Raw genomic sequence first — 20,016 nt, 5'->3', positions numbered from 1 at the left:
TCCTCACTCCCCCGGCAGTACGGGAGCAATCATCCCGCAAGCGCCCGCGCGGAAAATCTGCTACCCTGACGTCAGGAGGGAACGCAGATGGAACGCCGGCTAGCAGCAGTACTGGCATCCGACATGGTCGGCTATTCCCGGCTGATGGAGATCGACGACGAGGCCACGATCGCGCGCCAGAAACAGCACCGGCGCGACCTGATCGACCCCGCGATCAGCCGAAACCGCGGCCGCATCATCAAGACCACCGGCGACGGCCTGCTGGCTGAATTTGTCTCCGCCCAGGACGCCGTGAACTGCGCCCTCGGAATCCAAGCGAAAATGCCCGAACGCGAAGCAGCGCTGCCCGAGGACCAGAAGATCAAGTACCGGGTCGGCATCAACCTCGGCGATGTCATCTTTGACGAAGCCGACATGTTCGGCGATGGCGTCAACGTCGCGGCCCGGCTGGAGGGGCTGGCCCGGCCCGGCGGTGTCTGCATCTCCGATATCGTCTATCAGACCGTGCAGGGGCGGATTGCCAGCGGCTTCAAGGATCTCGGCAGCCAGCGGATCAAGAACATCTCCCGCCCGGTCCGGGTCTGGCAATGGGTCCCGGAGCAGGCGCCGGAACACCCGAAACCCGGCCTCGCCCACAGTCAAGAGGTCGCCTTTTGCGTCAGCGCCGACGGCACCCATATCGCCCATGCCAGCGTCGGCGAAGGCCCTCCGGTCCTGCGCGCGCCGCATTGGCTCAACCACATCGAATACGAATGGCAAAGCCCCTTCATGGCGCCATTCCTGGCCCGGCTGGCCCGCAATCACCGGCTGGTGCGGTTCGACCAGCGCGGCAACGGCCTGTCGGACTGGGACACGGAGCGCATCAGCGCCGCCGCCATGATCGAGGATATGGAGGCGGTCGCCGCCGCCGCCGGCCTCAGCCGCTTTGCGCTGATCGGAATCAGCCAGGGCGCGGCCTTTGCCATCGAGTATGCCACCCGCCATCCGGAGCAGGTGGCCTGCCTCATCCTGTTCGGCGGCTACGTGCAGGGGCGGCTGGCGCGCGGCACCGAGGAGGAGCGGAAGATGTACGAAACCGCCCTGATGATGATCCGCGAGGGCTGGGGCTCCGATACGCCGGTCTACCGGCATTTCTTCACCTCATCCTTCCTGCCCGACGCCCCGATCGCGGTCCAGGACAGCTTTGACGAGCTGCAAAGGGTTACCGTCACCCCGGAAAACGCCGCCCGGATCTACCAGATGAACGGCCAGATCGACGTCCGCGGCCTGGCCCGGCAACTGGATGTGCCAACACTGGTACTGCATTACACAGGCGACCGGGTGGTGCCGGTCAGCCAGGGCCAGCTGACCGCCCGGCTGATCCCCGGCGCCCGCTTTGTCGAGCTGCCGGGCGACAATCACATCGGCATCGAAGGCCAGCCGGGGTTCGGCCAGTTCTTCGATGCGGTGGAACCCTTCATCCGCCAGCACGTGTGACCAGCCCCCCGGGTGCCGCCCACCCAATCAGTCGGTAAAGGTGTATTCGCCCAGATCACACAGATCGAGCCCGTAATCCTCTGCCTCGGATCCATCGGCAAAGCTGCCGCGTATGTCATAGACACAGGTGGCGGCGCCATCGGCGATCAGAACGCCAATCTCATAGCCCGGTGCCAGATAGCCGCCATCGATCAGGTTTTCCTCCCAGTTGTCCGACGACTTGCGGGATACATTGAACTCAACCAGGTCGGCGCTGCTTTCGTTGACCAGCAGGAATTTCAGATCCTCGGCAAAGGCCGGAGCCTGAAAGGCCAACAGGGCAGCAGCGGAGACGGCAGGCAGAAGAGACTTCATCAAATTATCCTTTTCTTCCGGGTCAAACGGCGCGTCTGCCGCTGATCCCTGAAACCGGGAGACTGCAGTCACAGTGATTGGCCGGTCAATGGGAAAAGCCCCTCCCAATGCCCTCTGCGGCCATTCATGCATTAGCAGGGACGTTCTGATACCATTGCCGGCTGCACCGGGTCTGCCGTACGGCTTCCCCCGCAGCACAGTCATCGGGCCGGCACCCCAGCGGAACCAGTGTCCTTGGAATCGCCTTCCGGAAGGTTCTGCCTCTGTCAGCCGCAAATTCTCCAAACAATTGCGGCTAAGCGGAAATCCTGCTGATTTTAGATGCCCTGAAGCTTTAAGGCGCAACCCGCTGAAAAGGCGTAACATTCCCCCAGATCCCGCATCATTCGGGCGGTTCAAAATGTGCCCCCCGATTATACATTTCCGCCTGTTTGCGACAGCGGGAACCGGCAGGTGACGCAATCAGGGCAATTGAAATTCCCACCTGATTTCAATGCCTTTCCGGTCAATTTCAAAGTTCACAGTTTGTTAGTCCCTGCGTGCAACGGAGCGGCAGGAGCCGGGAAACCGCCGCTCCGCATGTTCTTTCTGGTTGGGAATAGAGGAATGTCACTACGCTCGCAAATTCTGGCGCTGATCGTAATCCCGCTCATTGCATTGGCCGGTGTCGGAGGGCTCAAGGCCCTGTCGGACTGGGACCGCTTTCAAAACGCGCAGCTCACACAGGCTGAAACCCGTCAAGCCGTGGCCTTGATGGAGGTTGTTCACTTTCTGCAGGTCGAGCGCGGCCTGTCTGCCGCCTATTTGTCCTCCGGCGGCTCGGGATCTGCCCGTGAGCTGAACAGCGCCCGCGCCAACGCCGACAAAGCCTTGCAAAAGGTGCCGGCCGCGGCGGCCGCCTCGCTGAAACATCTGGACGGGCTGTCTGGCCTGCGGGACGCGGTGACCAGCCGTCAGCTGCAGCCTGGCCAGATGGGCGCGCGCTACTCGGACGCAATTGCCAGTATCCTGCGCGATGTCAGCGTCCGGTTGCTGCACCCCAAGAACGCCGAACTGGCACAGCTCGGCACCGGTCTGGTCAGCCTGGCCTACGCCAAGGAAGCCGCGGGCCAGCAGCGCGCTGCCGGGGCCTCCGGCTTCAGCCAGGGCAGCTTCCCCCTGAACATTTATCGCTGGTTTACCCGCACCGGCGCGGTCGAGAGCCAGCTTCTGGACATCGCCGCGCTTGCCTTCGGCCAGAACCTCCCCGGGCTGGAACTGCGCGCGGGCCTGGCGCCCAGCGGTCTGCCCGGCATCCGCGAGCAGGTTCTGAACGCAGGCCCCGGCACCGGTGCCCCGGACCATGCCGCCAAGGACTGGTTCGACCGGGCGACACGCTGGGTCAGCTCCCTGCGGACGGCAGAGGACACCGCCGCCAGCGCCATGATTGCACTGGCGCAGCAGGAGGCATCGAACGCCCGCCAGGCGCTGACCGTGACCCTGGCCGCCGTTGCCCTCGCCCTGGTCATCAGCGGCGTGACCGGGCTGCGGCTGATCATCGCCTTCACCCGGCAGTTCGGCGACCTGCAGGCGGACCTGGACCGGCTGGCCCGCAAGGAATTCGACTTTGAACCGGCCCATCTGGACTCCCGGACCGAAGCCGGCAACCTCAGCCGCGCGATGGAAAAAACCCGCGCCGCGCTGGCAGAGGCCGAAGACAGGCTCGCCTCCATCGAGGCCAGCCGCATCGCCGACCGCGGCGCCGTTGTGGGCACGCTCGACGACCATCTCTCGCGCCTGTCCAGCCGCGATCTCGACTGCACCATCGAGGAGTCCTTCCCCGAGGAATACGAACAGCTTCGGCACAGCTTCAACACCACCGTCGAAACACTGAAGGACACAATCGAACAGGTGATCGCGGCAACCGGCAGCATCCACAACGGCGCCACCGAGATCAGCACCGCCTCGGACGATCTGTCCAACCGCACCGAGAGCCAGGCCGCCACGCTGGAACAGACCGCCGCGGCGCTGGAGGAGATGACCGCTTCGGTGAAGTCCTCGGCCAATGGCGCCCGCGACGTCGAACGCACGATGCAGGAGGCGCGCGAAGAGGCCGAAGCCAGCGGCGAGGTGGTGCGCAACGCGGTCTCCGCAATGACCGGGATCGAGCAGTCCTCGGTCCGGATTGCCCAGATCATCTCCGTGATCGACGACATCGCCTTCCAGACCAATCTGCTGGCGCTGAACGCAGGGGTCGAGGCCGCGCGGGCGGGTGAGGCCGGCAAGGGCTTTGCCGTCGTCGCCTCCGAGGTGCGGGCGCTGGCACAGCGCTCTGCCGATGCCGCGACCGAGATCAAGGCGCTGATCACCGACAGCTCCGCGCATGTGAAGCAGGGCGTCGACCTGGTCGGTAAAACCGGGGAAGCGCTGACCAGCATCGCCTCCCGCGTCAACACCATCGCGGAACTGGTCTCCAACATCGCCGAGGGCGCCGCCGAGCAGTCCACCGGCCTCAGCGAGATCAACACCGGTGTCAGCCAGCTGGATCAGGTCACCCAGCAGAACGCGGCCATGGTGGAGGAAGCCACCGCCGCGGGCCACATGCTGCACACGGATGCCAGCAAGCTGGCGGAGCTGATGGGGCAGTTCAAACTCAACGGCGCGGCTGGCGCCGTCACCCGCAACGCTCGCGCCGCCAAGGCACCTGCCGCCCCCAGCGCGCATGGCGGGGAAATCGACTTCGGCGCGGCAGTGCCGATGCCGGCCAAGGCAGCAAATGCTACCTGGAGCGACTTCTAAAGCCCCGCTGCAAGGGAAAACACAAAGGCCGGTCCAAAGACCGGCCTTTTTCGTTGATCGCTCATACGCGCAATGCCCCTGCTCAGGCCGCGTCCTGATCCGCCTGCTGGCGCTGCCACAGCCGGGCATAGCGGCCCTCCCGTGCCAGCAGCTCCTCATGGGTACCGGTCTCGGCGATCTCGCCCTGCTCCAGCACCACGATCCGGTCGGCCTCGGCAATCGTCGACAGCCGGTGCGCGATCGTCAGCACCGTGCGCCCCTGCCCGGCGCGGGCCAGCGCCTCCTTGATCTCCTGCTCGGTATCGGTGTCCAGCGCCGAGGTCGCCTCGTCCAGCAGCAGCACCGGCGGGTTCTTCAACAGCGTCCGGGCTATCCCCACCCGCTGCTTTTCACCGCCCGACAGCTTCAGCCCGCGCTCGCCCACCTGGGTGTCGTAGCCTTCCGGCAGCGCCACGATGAAGTCATGTATCTGCGCATCACGCGCCGCCTGCTCCACCTCTTCCTGGGTGGCCCCGTCGCGGCCATAGGCGATGTTGTAGCGGATGGTGTCGTTGAACAGCACCGTGTCCTGCGGCACCACCCCGATCGCATGATGCAGGCTTTGCTGGGTCACCTCGCGCACGTCCTGCCCGTCGATCTTCAGCGCCCCGCCGGTCACGTCATAGAACCGGAACAAGAGCCGCCCGATGGTCGATTTGCCGGACCCGGTGGAGCCGACAATGGCCACCGTCTGCCCCGGCTCCGCCTCCAGCGAGATGCCTTTCAGGATCTCCCGCCCGGCATCATAGGAGAACCGCACATTCTCCAGCGTGATGCGCCCGCCATTGACCTTCAGCTCCCCGGCGCCGGGACGGTCGCTTACATCGGCGGGCTGCTCCAGCAGGTCGAACATCTCCCCCATGTCCACCAGGCTCTGGCGGATTTCGCGGTAGACGGTGCCCAGGAAGTTCAGCGGCACGGTGATCTGGATCATGTAGGCGTTGACCATGACGAAATCGCCGACGGTCAGGTTGCCCTGCTCCACCCCGATGGCCGCCATCACCATGACGCCGATCAAACCGGCGGTGATGATCACGCTCTGGCCGAAATTCAGCGCCGCCAGCGAATAGGCGGTCTTGAGCGCCGCCCGCGCATAGCCGCGCATCGCGCTGTCATACCGCTCGGCTTCGCGCTCCTCGGCGACGAAATACTTGACGGTCTCAAAGTTCAGCAGGCTGTCGATGGCCTTCTGGTTGGCGTCGGTATCCTGCTGGTTCATCTCCCGGCGCAGTTTCACCCGCCATTCGGTGACCGCAAAGGTGAACCAGACATAAAGCCCGATGGTGACCGCCACCACGACCAGATACCAGGCATCAAACAGCACCGTCAGGATCACCGCCACCAGGGTCAGCTCCAGGATCAGCGGGCCGATGGAAAACAGCATGAAGCGCAGCAGGAACTCAACGCCCTTCACACCGCGCTCGATGATCCGGCTCAGGCCGCCGGTCTTGCGGGTGATGTGATAGCGCATCGACAGGCGGTGGATATGGGTAAAGGTCTCCAGCGCCAGACGGCGCAGCGCCCGCTGGCCCACCGGCGCAAACACCGCATCGCGCAGCTGCTGAAAGCCGGTGGTCAGGATCCGTGCCATGCCATAGGCCACGGTGAGGCCAACCGCCCCCAGCGCCAGCGGAGGCACGCCCTCGCCCGCCAGGCTGTCAACCGCGCCCTTGTACAGCATCGGCGTATAGACCGCGATCAGCTTGGCCAGCACCAGCACCGCCAGCGCCAGCACAACCCGCACCTTCACCGACCGGTTACCCTCGGGCCACAGGTACGGCCCCACCTTGCGCAGGGTTCGCAGGCCGGAGCGGCGCTCTTCCTTGGCGATGTCTGATTGCGGCGGCACGGCGGCCTGGTCTGTCTGGGTCATGGCTAATCCTGGCTGGACCCCTTCAGATATTCACCTGTTCACGGATTTGCGAGGGGCGGGCAGAAAAAACGCGCCGCAAGGGCGCGTTTTCCAAGAACTTACTCGGGGATGGTAAAGACCTGTCCCGGATAGATCAGGTCCGGATCGCGGATCGCGCCGCGGTTGGCCTCGAACACCCGGACGTACAGGAAGCCGCTGCCGTATTTCTCCTGCGAGATCCCCCAGAGCGTATCGCCCTTCTGCACCGTGACCGCCCGCACCAGCGGCGTCGGCTGCTGCGGTGTTGCGTCACCGCCCGGCTGCGGCAGCACCTCGGGCGCCTCGCGCTTGAACGGGGTTTCCAGGCGGCTCACCACCGCGCCGGAGGCCGGCTCGATCTCATCCAGGCGCAAGGTGTAAAGGCCCGGAGCCACATCCGCCAGTTCGCCGGTCCAGCGGCCATCCTCGGCTGCATCAAGCTCGGCCACCGGGGCATTGTCGACATAAACGCGCACCCGCGATTTCGGCCGGGCGCGGCCCGACAATTCCACCCCGCCGGTGCCGTTATAGCTGATCGCATCCAGTGCCACCTCGTCGCTCAGCTCCGGATCAGCCGGGATCGCGGGCTGCACCACCTCGATCCCGTCCTGACCGGCACGCAGCACGGCAACCGCCTGGCCCTGCGGCTGCGGTGCGGCCGGGTCAGCCGAGACAGCCGGGGTTTGCACCGCCGGTTCGGAGGCTGCTGCATCCCGTTCATCAGAAGAAGCAGTCTCAGCCCCGCTTTCAGCCGCCGCAGCGAGTTCGGACTCTGCCTCAGCCGAGGAGGCAGCCGTCTGGTCCGTCTCCGCTCCTGCCGCCGGGTCCAGCGCCGCAACCTGTTCCTCCGCAACCGGAGCCGCCGGGGTTTGATCCGCCGGTGCAGGCGCTGCTGCTGCGGTCTCTGCCGGTTCGCTGGACGGGTCCCCAGCCTCTTCCGCAGCTACGGACGCCACCGGGCCGGCCGGCGCCAGAATGAAGGATGCGCCCGAGGCGCTCTGCTGGCCGTCATGCTCCGCCAGGAGCGACACAACCCGCGCGTCAGCGCTCGGCGCGATCGTGGCCAGCGAGACAAACTCGCCGCCTGCCGGCACGTCCAGCTGCTCCAGCACCTCGCCATCCAGCAGCACCGAAACCCGGACGCCTTCCTGCGCCCGCCCGGCGATCACCGCGGCCCCGTCACGGTCCACCCGCACCAGATCCAGCTCCGGCGCCTGCAGGACAAAGATATCTTCCTTGCTCTCTTCCGTAGAGTCAGGTTCAACAGCCTCAGCCTCGGCGGCCGGCTCAGCCTCCGCCACCGCATCAGAGGGCGCCGCCAAGGCAATTTCCTCACCCGCCTCTTCCCCGGCAGGCGCGTCGCCTTCCACCTCCGCTGCAGGTAAACTCTCCGGCACAGTTTCCGTTTCATCACCGGCAGTTACCGGCTGTTCCTCAACCAGCGCTGTTTCCTCAGCAACCTCAGCAACCTGTGCTTCCTCAACGGATGACTCGTCGGAATCCGCTACGCTCTCAACCGTCACGCCCTGCTCCGGCTCGGCATCCGCCGCAGCGCTGTCGGCCTCCGCCTCCCCGGAGACGGCCGCCTCTAGGTTCTGCAGCGGCTGGCCAGACTCCTCGCCACCGCCGGTAAACTCCTCGCTGCTGTTTGCCGCTTGCCCGCCAGCCTGCCCGTTCGCGGCCTCACGCTCCTGTTCGCCGGAGCCGAACACCCCGAACTGGAACAGCGCCACGCCGCCCAGCACCACAACCACTCCGGCAACAGCGCCAAGTGTGAGGGCCCCCAGACCCCCGCTTCCAGATGCATCCGCCATGTCTTTCCCTTCGACGTTTGCGGAATGTTCCCTTCCGCTTAGTTGAGCAAATCTAGCAATCCCGCTATCACGGGTCAAAACACCAATTGCGTTTCACCTTGAAATTCCACGGAAAGGCTGGCCGATGAGCATCAAATCCGTCTGTGTCTATTGCGGATCGCGCGCAGGCGCGCAGCCCGCCTATGCAGAAGCCGCCCGCACGCTCGGCACCGCACTTGCCGCCAACGGCATGCGGCTGGTCTATGGCGCCGGTGATGTCGGGCTGATGGGTGAGGTTGCCCGCGCCGCGCAGCAGGCGGGCGGCGAGACTTTCGGGGTGATCCCAAGCCACCTGGAACGGCGCGAGGTCGGCAAGTCGGATCTCACCACCTATGTGGTGACCGAAACCATGCACGAGCGCAAAAAGGTGATGCTGTGGAACGCCGACGCTGTGATCGTGCTGCCCGGCGGCGCCGGCTCTCTGGATGAGCTGTTCGAGGCGCTTACCTGGCGCCAGCTCGGCCTGCATGCCAAGCCGATCGTGATCCTGAACACCGCCGGCTACTGGGACAAGCTGCGCGCCCTGCTGGAGCAGGTGATCGGCGAGGGCTTTGCCGGCCAGGATCTGGCGGATTACCTGATCTGGGCCGACACCCCGGTGGCCGCCATCGCCGCCCTGCGCGACGCCCGCTCCTGACGCAGGGCCGAGAAGGAGAACACCGCAACCGCGCTCCAGATCAGCGCAAAGGCAGCACCATGCCAGGTGGTGAAGGGCTCGGCAAACAGCAGCACCGCCACCAGGAATTGCAGCGTCGGGTTCAGGTACTGCAGCACCCCCACGGTGCCCAGCCGCACCCGTTTGGCGGCATAGCTGAACAGGATCAGCGGCAGCCCCGTCAGAATGCCGGAAAACGCCAGCATGGCCGCGTCCGCCGGGCTGCCCAGGAACCCTGCGCCGCCGGTCAGCCAGATCACCGTCAGCGCCACCGGCAGGATCAGCAGAACCTCTGCGGTGACTGATACCACCGGCCCCAATGAAAGCTGTTTCTTGGCAACACCATAGAGCGCAAAGCTCACGCTCAGCACCAGCGGGATCAAGGGCGCTGCGCCCAGCCCGAAGGACAGCACCGCCACGGCGATCCCCGCCAGCAGCACTGCCAGCAACTGCGCCCGCGCCAGCAGCTCACCAAAGACCAGCCGCCCCAGCAGCACGCTCAGCAAGGGAAAGATGTAATAGCCCAGACTCGCCTCGGTCGCATGGCCGGTCTGGACGGAGGAAATGAACACAAACCAATTGAGCGAGATCATCGCCGTGGCAAAGCCCAGCAGCAGCGCGCCGCGCCCGCTGGAAAAGGCTGCGCCAAGGGCACTGATCCGCCCCTGCACCAGCAGCACACCCGCAAAGAACAGGAACGACCACAGAACCCGGTGCGACAGCACCTGCTCCGGCGGCACATGCGACAGCGCCTTGTAATAGATCCCCGACAGCCCCCAGACCACGCAGGCCGCGATCATCGCCATGACGCCCAGATGTGTTTCCCGCATAATTTGCCCCTGCCCTTGCATCCGCTGACAGACACCGGACAGGGGCAAGGGTCAAGCCCCGCGGTCAACCATCAGGCGTTCTCGAGCGCCTCTTTCACCATCACTTCGATTTTGCTGGTCTCGTGGCTGGTCAGGTTCTTTGCAACCTCCCCGACCACGCGGTCGGCAACCTCCTTGTGCAGGTTCTTGCGCAGCTCGCCCAGCACCTCGGGCGCTGCCACCAGAACCAGCCGCTCGAACTTGCCCTTGTGGGCCATCTTGTAGAGCCGGTCCGCCAGATCCGCGGCAAAGCGCTCCTTGGCCAGCTGGTGCCAGTCGGTGTCATCCACCGCCGAGCGGTGCACACTGGGGCCGTCGTTGAACCGCCCCGGCCGGTTGGCCGATTGCTCGCGGTCAGACGGGTTTTCCTGTTCCTCCTTACGCCGCACCTGAAGGTTCGGGTTCTGCGCATCCGTTGTGTTTTCCAGGAACAGCGCTTTTTCGCTGTCGGCAACCAGCACCCAGGTGCCCTGCGTCAGAAAGGTCATAGTATCACTCCTCCTCCTTGGATTTGGTCACGCGGGTGCTGCCGGCCGGGCGCTCCTTGGCCCGTTTCAGCTCGTCTTCAGAGGCGATGTCGCGCTGCAGCCCGCCGCCAGTCCGGCCCTGCTGCGAGACGCTCCCCTTTGCACCGGGGATCTCCTCCGTCTCGCGGCGTCCGTCTTTGGATCGTTTGCGTTCAGCCATGGGAGCCTCCTTGAATTGCGCGTTTAGCGGATCAACGCGCCGCCAGGGGCCATAGTTCCTGAAACTGCCATGAAAAAGCCCGCACAGCAATGCTGCGCGGGCGGAATGCTTGCAGTCCGGCGCCAAGTGCGGTGACGGGTTCCGGACCTGCGGTCTTAGCCCAGGCGGGAGGCGACGTTTTCCCAGTTCACCAGGTTGTCCAGGAAGTTGGTCAGATAGGCCGGACGCTTGTTGCGGAAGTCGATGTAGTAGGAGTGCTCCCACACGTCGCAGCCCAGCAGCGCGGTCTGATCGAAGCACAGCGGGTTCACGCCGTTTTCGGTCTTGGTCACCGCCAGCGAGCCGTCGGTGTTCTTGACCAGCCAGGCCCAGCCGGAACCGAACTGGCCTGCACCGGCAGCAGAGAACTGCGACTTGAACTCATCAACCGAGCCGAAGCTTTCGGTGATCGCCTTTTCCAGTTCGCCCGGCATCTTGCTTTCGCCCGGACCCATCATTTCCCAGAACTGGTTGTGGTTCCACAGCTGCGAGATGTTGTTGAAGATACCGTTCTGGGCAACCGCGTTGGCGTCGTAGGTGCCCTTGATGATCTCTTCCAGCGACTTGCCTTCCCACTCGGTACCGGCGATCAGCTTGTTGCCGTTGTCGACATAGGCCTTGTGGTGCAGGTCATGGTGGTATTCCAGGGTTTCTGCCGACATGCCTTTGGCGGCCAGTGCGTCATGTGCGTAAGGAAGATCGGGAAGTTCAAAAGCCATTTTGGGCCCCCTGTGAAATATGTTTGCGTTCCTGCGCAGATACATGCTGTGTGTGCGCTATCAGGTCAAGAGGCCAAGGCGCGAAATCCGTGCAAGGCCTATGTGCAATTGCGCAGTGAAAGCGGCCGGTCCAAAGACCGGCTGCCCGGCTCAGCATAAACGGTTTGGGGGCAGACCTGCCGGTTTGGCCTCAACCAGCGGTATCACCAGCCGCCGGGCAGCTATGCCGGGCCTGCCGGTCCCGGCGCAGGCCGCTTAGTCCTGCTTCACCTTGCATTTCCCGCGCCCGCGCGGCGCATTTGCAAAGCCGGTGATCACGCCCCGGATCGAGAGGGTGCCTTTATCCATGTTGAAGACTGCCGAATACAGCCCGTCCACTTTGGTCCGGGCGTTGGAAACCGGGATGTCATTCACCCGCCACGCCAGGTCATAGGAGTTGCCTTTCCGGTGCTCGACCTTGGCGGCCAAAGGTTCACCGACCAGTTCGTGAATGTAGCCGTCATAGATCTTTGCGGTCTTGGTGCTGTCTTCCCACAGCACCAGAACCCGCGGCGCAATCCAGCCGTTGTTCGTAAACATCTTGATGTCGCAATCATAAACGGTCTCAGCCGAGACCGCCTGGCCAAGAAAACTTGCAGCCGCAATTGAGCCCGCCAGAATAAAACGCTTCATTTGCTTCAGTCCTCAAATCAGTTCCTGAAAACCGAATGCAACCTGGTTGAGCAAAATGCAACCATGCTCCCGGGTAAGTTGGGTTCAAAACAGCCGTAAAAGGCAATTTTGCTACAGGCCGCGTCCGCGCGCGGCCCCGCGGCGGCCCAAGATACCGGCTAATGCAGATAGGCCTGGTAGAGCGCCAGCTGCGACAGGGCCTCCAGCCGCCCGCAGCGGCCGGAGCCGCGCGGCAGCAGCGTGCCTTCTTCCAGACGGATGGATTGAATGCTTATTTTCAGATTGGCCGTGTTCAGCACCGCCCGGAAACGCGGTTCGGCCTCCCCGGCGTCCATCAGAACCGCAAGCCCGGGCAGCGACCAGCTGAGCGCATATGAGGTTTCGCTGCGCTTGACGACCTTGGCCGGGACAGACACGCCAAATGCGGCATCGGTGACCTGTGCCGCAGTGGCATCTTCGGAAAACGCGATCGTGATCCGGCTGGGGACCCAGGCTTCTCCGGAAATCGGTTCCAGGGTGCAGCCGAAGCTGGCGCCAGCAGCGCCAGCCGCAGCAGCCGCCTCGGCAAGCGTTAAAAGCAATGCACCAACCCCGCAGTTCCGCAGACCCATCAGCCGCCCCCTGAAACATCTTCACGCAGCCGCCGCCCAAGGCCGGGAAGCAGCTGAAAAATCAAACAATTGCAATTCCTGCAAAGGAACTGTTCCAAGGCTGACAGCCGCCAAAAAAACGGTGCCCCGGAAGGTCTCCAGGGCACCGTAAATGACGCGCAAAGGCGTCACAAGCAGAAAGCGAGTGATAATTTTAATAAACACCCACTTTACTTTGCGGATGGGCCGCTGCGCTCAGCAGTTTGAACACATATTCACCGACCGAACGGAAGCAGACGATGTAAAAGCTGCCATCCTCGTTCAGCCAGAAGGCCCCTGCCACTTGCGCCAGGCGCGAGCGGCGGAACTGGCCGGGCTTGAAGGCATCGCCGTCAAAGTCCACCGGGCTCACCTTGCCCAGCACCTCGCGCGCCCCCTCACCCGACAGGCGGAAGAAGGCACGGGCGTCGGAGACGTTCACCGCCAGTGCGTGCTCGCCCTTCAGCGCCTCGGCCACCTCAGCGGTCTTGGCCACAGCGTCCTCATAGGGAACCAGCAGCAAGAGCTCGTCCGGGGACATCCAGGCCGCCGCGCCGTTTTCGGCAATGGCGACGGTGCCCCGCGCCGGAACCTCGGCGCCGGTGGCGGCCTTGACGGCCGCCTTCAGCGCTTTCGACTCCAGATCGCCGCGCAGGGTGATCATGCCCTGCAGGCCGGCATCCTCGACCTTGGCCAGCCCGGAATACTGGGCGCCGTTCAGTACGGAAACAGCCTTAGACATTCTGCTTCTCTCCATCCTTGTCGTAGAAGACCGGGTCAACGATCTTGGCTTTGTAGGTCTTGCCGTCAGTGCCCGGGAACTCGATCACTTCACCCATCCGCTTGGGACCGTGCTTGACCAGGCCCATTGCGATGCCGCGGCCCAGGGTCGCGGAGTGATAGGTCGAGGTCACCCGGCCGATCATGTTGCGCTGGCCGTTGGCGTTGACGCCCTCACCCACCGCATAGGCGCCGTCGGGCAGCACCGAACCGTCGACGGTTTCCAGGCCAACCAGCTGCCAGCGCTCCGGATCGACCATGTGCGAGCGCGATTGAGCGCGTTTGCCCAGGTAGTCTTCCTTCTTCTTCGACAGCGCCCAATGCAGACCCAGATCCTGCGGGATCACGGTACCATCGGTCTCGTCGCCGATCATGATGAAGCCCTTCTCGGCGCGCAGGATGTGCAGGGTCTCGGTGCCGTAAGGCATGACGCCGAATTCCTTGCCTGCTTCCATCAGCGCATCCCAGAACGCCTGGCCTTCGGAGGCCGCAACCGCGATCTCATAGGACAGCTCGCCCGAGAAGGAGATCCGGTAAGCCCGGGCGTCGAATTCGCCGATCTTGCCGTCACGCCATTCCATGAAGGGCAGCGCCTCTTTCGAGACATCCATGCCGCCGCCGGCTGCCGCGTTCAGCTTCTCCAGCACCTTGCGGGCGTTGGGGCCGACTACGGCGATCTGGGCGTACTGCTCGGTCACGTTGGCAACGTAGACTTTCCAGTCCCACCATTCGGTCTGCAGCCATTCTTCCATCCAGCCGTGGATGCGCTCGGCACCGCCGGTGGTGGTGTGGCACAGGAAGGTGTCCTCGTCGATGCGGGCAACCACGCCGTCGTCCATCAGGAAGCCGTTCTCCGTGCACATCAGGCCATAGCGGCATTTGCCCGGCTTCAGCGTGGACATCATGTTGGTGTACAGCATGTCCAGGAACTTGCCTGCGTCGGGGCCCTTGACGATCAGCTTGCCGAGGGTCGAGGCGTCCAGCAGGCCGAGGTTCTCGCGGGTGTTCTTCACCTCGCGGTTCACCGCGGCATGACGGTCCTCGCCCGGGCGGGTGATTGCAAACGGACGGCGCCACTGGCCAACCGGTTCCCAATCCGCGCCGTTCTTGTCGAACCAGTCGTAGATCGGTGTCTTGCGCACCGGCTGGAAGATCTCGGCCCGTGCCTCACCGGCGATCGCGCCGAGCGAGATCGGGTGGTAGGGCGGACGGAAGGTGGTGGTGCCCACCTGCGGGATTTCCGAGTTCAGGCTGTCGGCCAGAATGGCCAGGCCGTTGATGTTGGACAGCTTGCCCTGGTCGGTGGCCATGCCCAGCGTGGTGTAACGCTTGGTGTGCTCGACGCTCTCGTAGCCTTCGCGCGCAGCCAGCTGCACGTCCGACACTTTCACGTCGTTCTGGTAGTCCAGCCAGGACTTCATGCGCAGCTTGACGTCTGCCTTTGCGGGCATCAGCCAGACCGCTTCCATGCGGGCTTCCTCTTCGGAGACGCCCTTGGCAGCCGCCACGGATTTCGCCGGGAAGCCAGCCGCTTCTGCTGCCTTGGCACCAGCCGCTGCCGCGTCTTCCAGCAACGCGCCCAGGCCGAACTCGCCGTTCGCGGCACCTGCCGGAACCACAAAGCCTTCACCGGTGTCGCCCAGCGGCGGGCGGGAGGCGTCGGGGCGGAAGTTGGCGTTCACCTCGTCCCAGATCAGCTTGCCGCCGCAGTGCGACCACAGGTGCACCACCGGCGACCAGCCGCCGGACATGGCAACCGCGTCTGCTTCCACTTCCTCACGGGCACCGCCTTCGCCGTTCTGGGCGCAGATGGCGACCTTGGTCACGCATTTGCCGTCCTTCACCTTGGCGATGGCGCGGCCCAGCTCGACCCGGATGCCTTTCTCGCGGACCGCTTCCATCAGCGCGCCGCCGCCGGTTTCGCGGGTATCGACCACGCGGACCACTTCGACGCCTGCATCATGCAGCACCAGCGCGGTGCGGTAGGCGTCGTCGTTGTTGGTGGCAACCACGACCTTCTGGCCCGGGTTGATGCCCCAGTTCACCACATAGTCGCGCATCGAGGCCGCCAGCATCACGCCGGGCACATCGTTGCCGGCAAAGGACAGCGGACGCTCGATCGCACCGGTTGCGGTGACGATCTGCTTGGCACGGATCCGCCACAGACGGTGGCGCGGGCCGCCCTGGCCCGGCGCGTGGTCGGTCAGGCGCTCATAACCCAGGGCATAGCCGTGGTCATAGACGCCGGAGCCCATGCAGCGGTCGCGGAGCGTAACGTTGTCCATCGCCTTCAGCTCGGCCAGGGTCTTTTCGATCCAGACCTCGGGTGCCTCACCGTCGATGGTGCCGCCGTCAACCGGCGCGCGGCCGCCCCAGAAGCTGTTCTGCTCGATCACCAGAACCTTGGCGCCGGAGGCCGCAGCCGCCTTGGCCGCCTGCAGGCCGGCAACGCCGCCGCCGATGACCAGCACATCTGCGAAGAAGTAGAAGTGCTCGTAGGTGTCGGCGTCCTTCAGTTCCTTATCGGGCGCAGCGCCCAGACCGGCAGACTTCCGGATGATCGGCTCATAGACGTGCTTCCACAGCGGACGCGGGTGGATGAACATCTTGTAATAGAAGCCGGCGGTCAGGAACCGGGACAGCTTGTTGTTCACCGCCAGGACGTCGAACTCCAGGCTCGGCCAGTGGTTCTGCGACTGCGCGGTCAGCCCCGAGAACAGCTCGGTGGTGGTGGCGCGCTGGTTCGGCTCGTAGCGGTCGCCGACACCCAGCTGCATCAGCGCATTGGGTTCTTCGGCGCCGGACGCCACCACACCGCGCGGGCGGTGGTACTTGAACGAGCGGCCCATCATCACCTGGCCGTTGGCCAGCAGGGCGGATGCGAGCGTATCGCCGGCAAAGCCCTTCATGCGCTTGCCGTTGAAGGTGAAGTCGATCTGTTTGGAGCGGTCGATCAGCCGGCCGTGCTTGGCAAGACGCGTGCTCATGGGCGCAGACCTTTCAAAAGAAAAGCGGGTGTTTCAGTCAGGCGGCGGATCATTTCTGGCCGTCCGCAAATTCGCGCCAGGTCCAGCCCGGGCGTTTGGCAGCGATCTTGTCCATGATCTCCTGCGTCGGCACGCTGGTCTGGGCGGTATAGGTGCCAAAGACCTCCAGCGTCATGGTGCAGCGGGCGGCGTGGAACCACTTGCCGCAGCCGTTGGCATGGCGCCAGCGCTCAAAGTGAACGCCTTTGGGGTTTTCGCGCATGAACAGGTAGTCATGGAACTCATCATCCGAGGAGCCGGGGCCAAAGCGCTTCAGATGCGCTTCGCCGCCCGCGGCCAGTTCGGTTTCTTCGGCTTTGACGCCGCAATAGGGGCATTCAAGGATCAGCATGGTGCTTGCTCCGTAAAATTGAAGTCTGCAGCGTTAGTGCGCCACACCGGCGGCGACGCTCTCGTCGATGAACTTGCCTTCCTTGAAGCGCATCATCGAGAACTCCTCGGTCAGCGGCGAATGGCCGGTGGCCATCAGCTCCGCCATCGCCCAGCCGGAGCCCGGGATCGCCTTGAAGCCGCCGGTGCCCCAGCCTGCGTTGATAAAGCAGTTCTGGACCGGGGTCTTCGAGATCAGCGGCGAGCGGTCGCCGGTCACGTCCACGATGCCGCCCCACTGGCGCAGCATCTTCAGGCGGCTGACCATCGGGAAGGTTTCGACCAGCGCACGCACGGTTTCCTCGATGTGGTGGAAGGAGCCGCGCTGGGTGTAGTTGTTGAACCCGTCGGTGCCGCCGCCGATCACCATCTCGCCCTTGTCGGACTGGGACATGTAGCCGTGCACGGTGTTGGCCATCACAACCACGTCCATGCAGGGTTTGATCGGCTCGGACACCATCGCCTGCAGCGCCACGGATTCCATCGGCAGGCGGAAGCCCGCCATTTCCGCTAGCACAGAGGCGTTACCCGCAACGACCATGCCGATCTTGTCGCAGTCGATCGGGCCCTTGGTGGTGTCGACGCCCACGGTGCGGCCGTTCTCGGTGCGCACGCCGGTGACTTCGCATTTCTGGATGATGTCCATGCCCATGTCGGAGCACGCACGGGCATAGCCCCAGGCCACCGCGTCGTGACGGGCGGTGCCGCCGCGCTCCTGCCACAGGCCGCCCAGCACGGGATAACGCGGGCCGTGCAGGTTGATGATCGGCACCAGCTCCTTGACGCGTTCCGGAGTGATCCACTCGGTCTGCACACCCTGCTGCTGGTTGGCATGCGCGGTGCGTTTGTAGCCGCGGATCTCATGCTCGGTCTGCGCCAGCATGATCACGCCGCGCGGGCTGAACATCACGTTGTAGTTCAGGTCCTGCGACATGGTCTCATACAGGCTGCGCGCCTTTTCATAGATCGCAGCCGAAGGATCCTGCAGGTAGTTCGAGCGGATGATGGTGGTGTTCCGGCCCGTATTGCCGCCACCCAGCCAGCCTTTCTCGATAATTGCGACATTGGTGATGCCGAAATTCTTGCCCAGGTAATAGGCAGTGGCGAGGCCATGCCCGCCCGCACCAACGATGACGACATCGTAATGGCGCTTGGGTTCCGGCGAGCGCCAGGCGCGCTCCCATCCGGTGTGATAGCGCAGGGCTTCCCGCGCGACAGCAAAGACTGAATAGCGTTTCATGAGCGAATCCGATGGTTCGTGTCTGATAGCGGGTATGCCCGAAACGCATGGCTGACCAGTGCCGTTTATCGTCCTCTTTCTGCGTTATTGCGACATAAGCCGATGACGCATTGCGGCATCCCGCGGCATCCCCCGGCCTGGCGCGGCAGTTTGGCCCTTTTGTTCGCCGCCCCCCGCATATAGATGAAAACCAAACTTCGGAGACGGCATGATTTTCTGGACAGTCACCGCCATTATCGCATTCTCGGCAGCGCTGCTGCTGGCTATGATCATCATTCGCGCCCGTGAGCAAGGCGAACCTGCAGCGGCCTACGACCTGCGCGTCTACCGCCAGCAGCTGCGCGAGGTCGACAAGGACCTGGCCCGCGGCGTCATCAACGAAGGCGACGCCGAGCGCATCCGCACCGAGATCTCGCGCCGCATCCTGGCCGCCGACGCCCAACTGCAAAAGCGCAAGTCCGGTCCCGCCCAGCCCAGATCCCTGTCGCTGGTCTCGGCCACTGCCACGGCTGCGCTGATCACCGGCGGCACCCTCGCCCTCTACTGGCAGCTTGGCGCCCCCGGCTACGGCGACCTGGGCCTGCAAACCCGCATCCAGCTGGCGGGCGAGCGCGCCGAAAACCGCCCCTCCCAGGCTGAGGCCGAGGCCGAAGTCCCCGCCCTGACGAACCCGCAGGTAGAAGAAGGCTACGTCAAACTGGTCGAGCAGCTGCGCAAGACCGCGGGCGAGCGCGAGAACGACGCCCAGGGCCAGGCGCTGCTGGCCCAGCACGAGGCCAACCTCGGCAACTTCAAGGCCGCCTATAAGGCCAAGACCAGCTACATCCGCCTGGCCGAGGGCAAGGTCAACGCCCGCGACTTCACCGAACTGGCCGAGCTCAAGATCATGGCGGCCGGCGGCTATGTCTCGCCCGAGGCGCAGACCGATCTGCAGAAAGCGCGCGCCATTGATCCCTCCCACGGCCCGGCCCGTTATTACTGGGGCCTGATGCTGGGCCAGATCGGCCGCCCGGACCTCGCCTACCGCGAATGGGCAGCCACCCTGCGCGATGGCCCGGCGGACGCTCCTTGGGTCAAGGGCATCCAGGGCCAGATCGAGGAAATGGCCTTCCGCGCCGGTGTCGAATACCGGCCCATCACCCCTGGCGGCGGCACCGCCCCCGCCCTGCCCGGCCCCAGCGCCGAGGACATGTCCTCCGCCAGCGAACTCAGCCCCGAAGAGCAGCAGGAAATGATCCGAGGCATGGTCACCCGCCTGTCGGACCGGCTGGCAACCGAAGGCGGCAGCGCCGAGGAATGGGCCCGCCTGATCGGCGCCCTGTCGGTGCTGGGCGAAACCGACCGCGCCCGCACCGTCTATGACGAGGCCCGCGGCGCCTTTGAGGCCGACGCAGAGGCGCTGGCGCTGCTGGAAACCATCGCCGCCCAGGCAGGGATTGCAGAATGATCCACGACGCATTCGAAGACTTCGCCGCCGCCCTGCCGCCGATGAGCGCGCTGATGGGGCTGGACCTCGGCACCAAGACCATCGGCGTTGCCGTCTCCGACCGCATCGGTGCGGTGGCGACGCCGCTGGAAACCGTGAAGCGCAAGAAATTCTCGCTGGATGCCGCGCGCCTCATGGAAATCATCCAAGCCCGCGACATCAGCGGCATCCTGCTGGGCCTGCCCCGCAACATGGACGGCACCGAAGGCCCCCGCTGCCAGTCCACCCGCGCCTTTGCCCGCAACCTGATGCAACTGACCGATCTGCCGATCGGCTTCTGGGACGAGCGCCTCAGCACCGTGGCGGCAGAAAAAGCGCTTCTTGAGGCAGATACGACACGCAAACGCCGCGCAGAGGTTATCGACCACGTCGCGGCCTCCTATATCTTGCAAGGCGCATTGGACCGGATGCGGCATTTGAAGAACGGGTGAAT

At 64.6% G+C, this 20,016-nt stretch carries 19 protein-coding genes; 5 read left to right on the top strand and 14 right to left on the bottom strand.

Annotated features, from left to right (window positions below):
- The first annotated feature begins 87 nt into the window (after positions 1-87).
- Positions 88-1,476: an alpha/beta fold hydrolase gene (locus ACFMBG_RS15925; RefSeq protein WP_421055680.1), complete on the top strand. Its 1,389-nt coding sequence runs from the start codon at positions 88-90 to the stop codon at positions 1,474-1,476.
- Between the two features lie 27 nt (positions 1,477-1,503).
- On the opposite strand, the gene ACFMBG_RS15920 is transcribed toward ACFMBG_RS15925, so the two are convergent.
- Positions 1,504-1,830 carry a hypothetical protein gene (locus ACFMBG_RS15920; RefSeq protein WP_421055679.1) on the bottom strand — a complete coding sequence of 109 codons (327 nt, stop codon included), beginning with the start codon at positions 1,828-1,830 and terminating at the stop codon, positions 1,504-1,506.
- A 606-nt stretch (positions 1,831-2,436) separates the two neighbouring features.
- On the opposite strand from ACFMBG_RS15920, the gene ACFMBG_RS15915 reads away from it, so the two are divergent.
- Positions 2,437-4,608 carry a methyl-accepting chemotaxis protein gene (locus ACFMBG_RS15915; protein WP_421055678.1) on the top strand — a complete coding sequence of 724 codons (2,172 nt, stop codon included), beginning with the start codon at positions 2,437-2,439 and terminating at the stop codon, positions 4,606-4,608.
- Positions 4,609-4,690: 82 nt separating this feature from the next.
- Here ACFMBG_RS15915 and ACFMBG_RS15910 read toward each other — a convergent pair whose 3' ends face one another.
- Positions 4,691-6,520: an ABCB family ABC transporter ATP-binding protein/permease gene (locus ACFMBG_RS15910; protein WP_421055677.1), complete on the bottom strand. Its 1,830-nt coding sequence runs from the start codon at positions 6,518-6,520 to the stop codon at positions 4,691-4,693.
- 98 nt (positions 6,521-6,618) lie between these two features.
- Positions 6,619-8,352: a LysM peptidoglycan-binding domain-containing protein gene (locus tag ACFMBG_RS15905; protein ID WP_421055676.1), complete on the bottom strand. Its 1,734-nt coding sequence runs from the start codon at positions 8,350-8,352 to the stop codon at positions 6,619-6,621.
- A gap of 124 nt (positions 8,353-8,476) precedes the next feature.
- Between ACFMBG_RS15905 and ACFMBG_RS15900 the strand changes: the two genes are divergently transcribed.
- Positions 8,477-9,028, top strand: a complete 552-nt coding sequence (locus ACFMBG_RS15900) for an LOG family protein (RefSeq protein WP_421055675.1) — start codon at positions 8,477-8,479, stop codon at positions 9,026-9,028.
- Here the strand turns inward: ACFMBG_RS15900 and rarD are convergent.
- From rarD to ACFMBG_RS15845, 11 genes are all read right to left on the bottom strand, one after another.
- Complete coding sequence (rarD, locus tag ACFMBG_RS15895; protein WP_421055674.1) at positions 8,965-9,876, bottom strand: EamA family transporter RarD; 912 nt, start codon at positions 9,874-9,876, stop codon at positions 8,965-8,967. The genes ACFMBG_RS15900 and rarD overlap by 64 nt on opposite strands.
- Before the next feature lie 71 nt (positions 9,877-9,947).
- Positions 9,948-10,403 (bottom strand): host attachment family protein, encoded by a 456-nt coding sequence (locus ACFMBG_RS15890; RefSeq protein ID WP_421055673.1) that lies wholly within the window; start codon positions 10,401-10,403, stop codon positions 9,948-9,950.
- Positions 10,404-10,407: 4 nt separating this feature from the next.
- Complete coding sequence (locus ACFMBG_RS15885) at positions 10,408-10,602, bottom strand: hypothetical protein (protein WP_421055672.1); 195 nt, start codon at positions 10,600-10,602, stop codon at positions 10,408-10,410.
- 155 nt (positions 10,603-10,757) lie between these two features.
- Entirely contained in the window at positions 10,758-11,360 is a 603-nt protein-coding gene (locus tag ACFMBG_RS15880; RefSeq protein WP_421055671.1) for a superoxide dismutase, read from the bottom strand.
- Between the two features lie 255 nt (positions 11,361-11,615).
- Complete coding sequence (locus ACFMBG_RS15875; protein ID WP_421055670.1) at positions 11,616-12,032, bottom strand: hypothetical protein; 417 nt, start codon at positions 12,030-12,032, stop codon at positions 11,616-11,618.
- A 158-nt stretch (positions 12,033-12,190) separates the two neighbouring features.
- Positions 12,191-12,643, bottom strand: a complete 453-nt coding sequence (locus tag ACFMBG_RS15870; protein WP_421055669.1) for a hypothetical protein — start codon at positions 12,641-12,643, stop codon at positions 12,191-12,193.
- Between the two features lie 21 nt (positions 12,644-12,664).
- Positions 12,665-12,847: a hypothetical protein gene (locus tag ACFMBG_RS15865; RefSeq protein ID WP_421055668.1), complete on the bottom strand. Its 183-nt coding sequence runs from the start codon at positions 12,845-12,847 to the stop codon at positions 12,665-12,667.
- A complete protein-coding gene (locus ACFMBG_RS15860) occupies positions 12,837-13,403 on the bottom strand; it encodes a sarcosine oxidase subunit gamma (RefSeq protein WP_421055667.1) in 567 nt (188 codons plus the stop codon). The genes ACFMBG_RS15865 and ACFMBG_RS15860 overlap by 11 nt, the downstream gene beginning before the upstream one ends.
- Positions 13,396-16,428 carry a sarcosine oxidase subunit alpha family protein gene (locus tag ACFMBG_RS15855; protein ID WP_421055666.1) on the bottom strand — a complete coding sequence of 1,011 codons (3,033 nt, stop codon included), beginning with the start codon at positions 16,426-16,428 and terminating at the stop codon, positions 13,396-13,398. The genes ACFMBG_RS15860 and ACFMBG_RS15855 overlap by 8 nt, the downstream gene beginning before the upstream one ends.
- Before the next feature lie 49 nt (positions 16,429-16,477).
- On the bottom strand, positions 16,478-16,819 hold the full coding sequence (locus ACFMBG_RS15850) for a sarcosine oxidase subunit delta (RefSeq protein ID WP_421055665.1): 342 nt from the start codon (positions 16,817-16,819) through the stop codon (positions 16,478-16,480).
- Positions 16,820-16,852: 33 nt separating this feature from the next.
- The gene (locus tag ACFMBG_RS15845) at positions 16,853-18,097 is read right to left on the bottom strand and encodes a sarcosine oxidase subunit beta family protein (protein WP_421055664.1); all 1,245 of its coding nucleotides are present in this window, start codon (positions 18,095-18,097) and stop codon (positions 16,853-16,855) included.
- Positions 18,098-18,305: 208 nt separating this feature from the next.
- Here ACFMBG_RS15845 and ccmI point away from each other — a divergent pair, with 208 nt between their 5' ends.
- Complete coding sequence (gene ccmI, locus ACFMBG_RS15840) at positions 18,306-19,544, top strand: c-type cytochrome biogenesis protein CcmI (protein WP_421055663.1); 1,239 nt, start codon at positions 18,306-18,308, stop codon at positions 19,542-19,544.
- Positions 19,541-20,014, top strand: a complete 474-nt coding sequence (ruvX, locus tag ACFMBG_RS15835) for a Holliday junction resolvase RuvX (RefSeq protein ID WP_421055662.1) — start codon at positions 19,541-19,543, stop codon at positions 20,012-20,014. Before ccmI ends, ruvX begins: the two co-directional genes overlap by 4 nt.
- The last annotated feature ends 2 nt before the right edge of the window (positions 20,015-20,016 follow it).

Origin of the sequence: Leisingera coralii, assembly GCF_049056525.1 — a bacterium.
In the GTDB taxonomy this organism is placed as follows: Bacteria; Pseudomonadota; Alphaproteobacteria; order Rhodobacterales; family Rhodobacteraceae; genus Leisingera; species Leisingera coralii.
The sequence above is the reverse complement of the archived record's forward strand: the minus strand, read 5'-3'. Positions and strand labels throughout refer to the sequence as shown.

Excerpts from the sequence above, each read along its gene's own strand:
- ACFMBG_RS15890 (WP_421055673.1), bottom strand. The coding sequence starts at position 10,403 with ATGACCTTTCTGACGCAGGGCACCTGGGTGCTGGTTGCCGACAGCGAA.
- ACFMBG_RS15910 (WP_421055677.1), bottom strand. The coding sequence starts at position 6,520 with ATGACCCAGACAGACCAGGCCGCCGTGCCGCCGCAATCAGACATCGCC.
- ruvX (WP_421055662.1), top strand. The coding sequence starts at position 19,541 with ATGATCCACGACGCATTCGAAGACTTCGCCGCCGCCCTGCCGCCGATG.
- rarD (WP_421055674.1), bottom strand. The coding sequence starts at position 9,876 with ATGCGGGAAACACATCTGGGCGTCATGGCGATGATCGCGGCCTGCGTG.
- ACFMBG_RS15860 (WP_421055667.1), bottom strand. The coding sequence starts at position 13,403 with ATGTCTAAGGCTGTTTCCGTACTGAACGGCGCCCAGTATTCCGGGCTG.
- ACFMBG_RS15875 (WP_421055670.1), bottom strand. The coding sequence starts at position 12,032 with ATGAAGCGTTTTATTCTGGCGGGCTCAATTGCGGCTGCAAGTTTTCTT.
- ACFMBG_RS15915 (WP_421055678.1), top strand. The coding sequence starts at position 2,437 with ATGTCACTACGCTCGCAAATTCTGGCGCTGATCGTAATCCCGCTCATT.
- ACFMBG_RS15905 (WP_421055676.1), bottom strand. The coding sequence starts at position 8,352 with ATGGCGGATGCATCTGGAAGCGGGGGTCTGGGGGCCCTCACACTTGGC.
- ACFMBG_RS15920 (WP_421055679.1), bottom strand. The coding sequence starts at position 1,830 with ATGAAGTCTCTTCTGCCTGCCGTCTCCGCTGCTGCCCTGTTGGCCTTT.
- ACFMBG_RS15880 (WP_421055671.1), bottom strand. The coding sequence starts at position 11,360 with ATGGCTTTTGAACTTCCCGATCTTCCTTACGCACATGACGCACTGGCC.
- ACFMBG_RS15925 (WP_421055680.1), top strand. The coding sequence starts at position 88 with ATGGAACGCCGGCTAGCAGCAGTACTGGCATCCGACATGGTCGGCTAT.
- ACFMBG_RS15855 (WP_421055666.1), bottom strand. The coding sequence starts at position 16,428 with ATGAGCACGCGTCTTGCCAAGCACGGCCGGCTGATCGACCGCTCCAAA.
- ACFMBG_RS15845 (WP_421055664.1), bottom strand. The coding sequence starts at position 18,097 with ATGAAACGCTATTCAGTCTTTGCTGTCGCGCGGGAAGCCCTGCGCTAT.
- ACFMBG_RS15900 (WP_421055675.1), top strand. The coding sequence starts at position 8,477 with ATGAGCATCAAATCCGTCTGTGTCTATTGCGGATCGCGCGCAGGCGCG.
- ACFMBG_RS15850 (WP_421055665.1), bottom strand. The coding sequence starts at position 16,819 with ATGCTGATCCTTGAATGCCCCTATTGCGGCGTCAAAGCCGAAGAAACC.
- ACFMBG_RS15885 (WP_421055672.1), bottom strand. The coding sequence starts at position 10,602 with ATGGCTGAACGCAAACGATCCAAAGACGGACGCCGCGAGACGGAGGAG.
- ccmI (WP_421055663.1), top strand. The coding sequence starts at position 18,306 with ATGATTTTCTGGACAGTCACCGCCATTATCGCATTCTCGGCAGCGCTG.
- ACFMBG_RS15870 (WP_421055669.1), bottom strand. The coding sequence starts at position 12,643 with ATGGGTCTGCGGAACTGCGGGGTTGGTGCATTGCTTTTAACGCTTGCC.